Origin of the sequence: Flavobacterium sp. (assembly GCF_035292545.1) — a bacterium.
Lineage (GTDB): Bacteria > Bacteroidota > Bacteroidia > Flavobacteriales > Flavobacteriaceae > Flavobacterium.
On record NZ_DATDPV010000037.1, the window covers coordinates 1 to 3,594 of the forward strand.

Consider the following 3,594-nt stretch of genomic DNA (forward strand, 5'->3'; position numbering starts at 1 on the left):
AAATTACCGCAACAGGATCATTTTTTTCGTATAGTTGAAAGCACCGGACGTCAGGCGGTATAAATAAATTCCACTGCTGAGTGGATTTTTGTTATTATCTGTGCCATTCCATCTGACCTCATAAGCACCTGCAGACTGAATTTCATTTAATACAACTCTCACTTTTTCCCCAAGCAAATTAAATATAGCTAATTCAACGTATCCGTTTTCTATTGTTTGGTACCTGATAACGGTTTCAGGATTGAATGGATTGGGATAATTTTGGGATAATTTGAATTCGGCAGGAACTTTTAGATTATATGCTACACTTGTAGGTCCGGCACTGAGCGAATCCAGCCTCCCGAAACCCTGTGCATTTGCAAAGTCTGGGTCGGTGTCTCCATTCTGGCTCTGTGCATGCGCAAGTAGAAAAACATTTGACGTGACCCAGTTGTATTGAACAAATGAATCGACGGTGGTTGAGAAAACCATCCCATCGAAGATTGTTTGGTTTATCACCTGTACAATTTGTTTGTTTCGAAGACATTCAAAGTCGCCCATTGGGAGACGGATTGTTCCCCAGCCATCAATCGAGTTAACTGTTGTATCTATAGAGATGGTTGCAGCAGCAGGGAAAAAACCTGTGGTATCACGCTCTGTTGTAATCCACGTATTTCCGAAGGCGACAGGCAGTGGTGCGATGGTATCGTTTTGAAAAAAAACAAAAGATGTGTCAAATTCCTCAGAGGAAATTCTTGAACTATCGCCAAGATTAATAAAAAAATCAGGGCTTATGTTATAAAAATTGAAAACTTCAAAACCCGGTTCATCAATGCTTGTTATCCTTTGTGCCATATTGGCATCAGGAAATGTACCGGCGGATCCGGTTTCGTCCGGAGTTAAAAATTCGTAAACCGAAAAAAGAGTGTCTTCAATGACCTGGCTGCGAAAATCCCAGACCTGGTCTGCACCCGGTGAACCGACATCAATCGGGATACTGAATCTTTGGTCTTCAAGTACAATCTGTGTTGAACCAATTTGTCCGAGCAAATCCTCCGGCGCAACTGTAATCTGTGAATATGCCGCATTTGAAAAAGCCAATACCAGCAAAAGCCCAAACGTTAAAAGAATAGTACACTTTGAACTTCTCATTGGACCTCCTTAATTAATTAAATGATACCTTTTCGCATAGAAAAGTAATGTCTATGGTATTATTAGATCGGTGGCTCCTGGACCTGACGAACGATACGAAGTTAACGAAATTGACTGATTTATACAAGCATGCGTAGTTTTCAGTTGCTTGCAATATTAATTCTTTAGAGATTATTCCTTCAGGAAGTACAATATTTTACTTTTTTTCTCTGTTAGAAACATCTAGTTTCTTTTGTTCCATCTTGATAGAAGACAATTAGAATATAAAACCATTAGAAATAAGAAAAAAACACTAAATACTTTTTTAATACTCTTTGATATAATTGGTTTTATATTATTAAATGTTGTCTTGTATAGTCTTACCTCACTTTAGATTCATAAAAAGATCGGGATTTTCTGATCAATTCGACAATTAACAAGTATTAGTTTTAGTTTCTGAAAAGTCATATTTTTGCATTTAATATTATTTGCCCCGTGGTGTAATTGGCAACACGTCTGACTCTGGATCAGAAAAGTTCAGGTTCGACCCCTGACGGGGCAGCGATAAAAGGTTTGAGAATGATTTATTTTCATCCCGCCTTTGCGGGATTCTTTTTTGCCTACTAAATAACCTCTATACAATTAAAGTTCGCCGGATTTTTATAGGAAAATCACTCGGCTGATCTGTTTGCTTTCACACGGATATCGAACTTCTTGGATAATTTATTTTCGGAGATCTGGAGATCTACTTTTACACCTGTTTTTTTAAGATGGAAATCTCCGGTTGTAACAGTATCAACCATGTATCCGTTGGAAACTGAGCCTGATATAAATGAATCAACCAATGAGCGGGCATCCTCCTCCCGGTTATAAGAACTAGAGGATTCAGACTGGTAAATTCCTTCCGCGTTGGAAACAAAAATCATGTTGTTGGAACCACTTTTGTAAAACATACATAACATCGATGGATTGCTGTTATCCTGGTGAACAGGCTTACCATATTTCTTAATCACATCAGACTGACTCTTGCCAATGTAATTGTGTACATTTATATCCTGAGCAAAACAGCTGACTGGTATAAAGAAATGAATTAAGAAAAAGCTAATAAAGAAATAAAAAATTTTCATTGATTCCCCTTACAAAAATATTTAACAAAAAATTTATTGGATAATATCCCGAAAGGGCAAAACTGAATAGAGAATGAAAAGAGAAATTATTACACATATAATGCCTCACTTGGCAATAATAATGCAAATATCCGTGAAATTGAGCTTATAATCAATAGAAACTGTTCGAATTACAAGTATATACAATGGAATACATCCTTAATACGCTAATTACAGAAAACCAATAGGTATGGCTAACGGAGGTTATATATTTAATAATTTATATATATCAGTATATATTTTGTATTAGATAAAGTATATTGACTATAATTCCTAATTAAATTATTTTGACTCCGGTAACCAAGGATTAAATTTTATGGAAGCTCAATTGTCAACCACTGCACGACACGATAAATTTATATTCAGATTAATAAAAGATTTTTTTACTCCTTATGAATTATGGGGACGACAAAATCGCAATCAATTTTTTGTAGGCTTAATAATAACGGTGGTGTACTTTATTACAAATATTATTTTTAACTCTGCAGTTCCCAGTCGGGCTCCGTTTATGAATTCATCGAACGGATTGCTTGCAGCTATTTTTATTTGTGCCGGACTTATTGTGATAAGATTTTTTGTAGGATTACTAAAATCGACCCCTTCCCAATATCCCTGGTATGAAAAGTATATGCCGCTGATGATAACGCTATTAGGATTAACGACTCTGGTTGCCATGCAAAATTTGGACGGTAAAGGGTATGATGATGCCAGCTTATGGATAAACATGGTTGTCTTATTAGTAATTTTTATTATTGCTGCTGGTTATTTTGTTGAAGGAAGTAGTCACGAAAGAGCTTTGAAAATATGGTTTGCACTTTTTGGTTATTACTTTTCTGTTGTTGCTTTCTTTTATTTCCTGGAGATGTGGCTATATTAAAAACAAAAAACTAAAATCCCTCCTTTTCAAGTTAACTAACTGAAGACATTCCAAATTCTAGATATGCTTATTTTTGTCGGCTTTTAAATAGGCGCGTTCGTCTAGTGGCTTAGGACATCGCCCTCTCAAGGCGGGGATCGCGGGTTCTCCCAAAGGGATTCCTTCGGAAGAATCCCGCACGCGCTACTAATTTCATCTCTATTCTTAATAATGTTTTATACATATATTCTAAAAAGTCTAAAAGATAAAAGTTATTATTATGGTTCTACCAATAATCTCGATGCTCGGTTAATGATTCATAATTCAGGAAAAGTGCGATATACAAAGGGGCATATACCATATCAAATTCATTATTCTGAAGTGTTTGGCACTAGGAAAGAAGCTTATGCAAGAGAGAGCTTCTTCAAATCAATTGAGGGATACCTTTGGCTAAAATCAAAG

Annotated in this window: 4 protein-coding genes and 2 tRNA genes; 4 read left to right on the forward strand and 2 right to left on the reverse strand. The window is 36.0% G+C overall.

The annotated features are described in order from the left end of the window. Nucleotides 1-3: 3 nt before the first annotated feature. Entirely contained in the window at nt 4-1,131 is a 1,128-nt protein-coding gene (locus tag VI621_RS06270) for a T9SS type A sorting domain-containing protein (RefSeq protein WP_324217529.1), read from the reverse strand. A 468-nt stretch (nt 1,132-1,599) separates the two neighbouring features. Between VI621_RS06270 and VI621_RS06275 the strand changes: the two genes are divergently transcribed. Continuing rightward, nucleotides 1,600-1,672 (forward strand) — tRNA-Gln (locus VI621_RS06275). 109 nt (nt 1,673-1,781) lie between these two features. Here VI621_RS06275 and VI621_RS06280 read toward each other — a convergent pair. After that, nucleotides 1,782-2,237 (reverse strand): hypothetical protein, encoded by a 456-nt coding sequence (locus tag VI621_RS06280; protein WP_324217530.1) that lies wholly within the window; start codon nt 2,235-2,237, stop codon nt 1,782-1,784. Between the two features lie 355 nt (nt 2,238-2,592). Between VI621_RS06280 and VI621_RS06285 the strand changes: the two genes are divergently transcribed. The 3 genes from VI621_RS06285 to VI621_RS06295 form a co-directional block, all read left to right on the forward strand. Further along, the gene (locus VI621_RS06285; RefSeq protein ID WP_324217531.1) at nt 2,593-3,153 is read left to right on the forward strand and encodes a hypothetical protein; all 561 of its coding nucleotides are present in this window, start codon (nt 2,593-2,595) and stop codon (nt 3,151-3,153) included. A 90-nt stretch (nt 3,154-3,243) separates the two neighbouring features. After that, nucleotides 3,244-3,339 (forward strand) — tRNA-Glu (locus tag VI621_RS06290). A gap of 24 nt (nt 3,340-3,363) precedes the next feature. After that, nucleotides 3,364-3,594, forward strand: a 231-nt coding sequence (locus VI621_RS06295) for a GIY-YIG nuclease family protein (RefSeq protein ID WP_324217532.1), incomplete at its 3' end; no start/stop codon positions are given.

Excerpts from the sequence above, each read along its gene's own strand:
- VI621_RS06270 (WP_324217529.1), bottom strand. The coding sequence starts at position 1,131 with ATGAGAAGTTCAAAGTGTACTATTCTTTTAACGTTTGGGCTTTTGCTG.
- VI621_RS06280 (WP_324217530.1), bottom strand. The coding sequence starts at position 2,237 with ATGAAAATTTTTTATTTCTTTATTAGCTTTTTCTTAATTCATTTCTTT.
- VI621_RS06285 (WP_324217531.1), top strand. The coding sequence starts at position 2,593 with ATGGAAGCTCAATTGTCAACCACTGCACGACACGATAAATTTATATTC.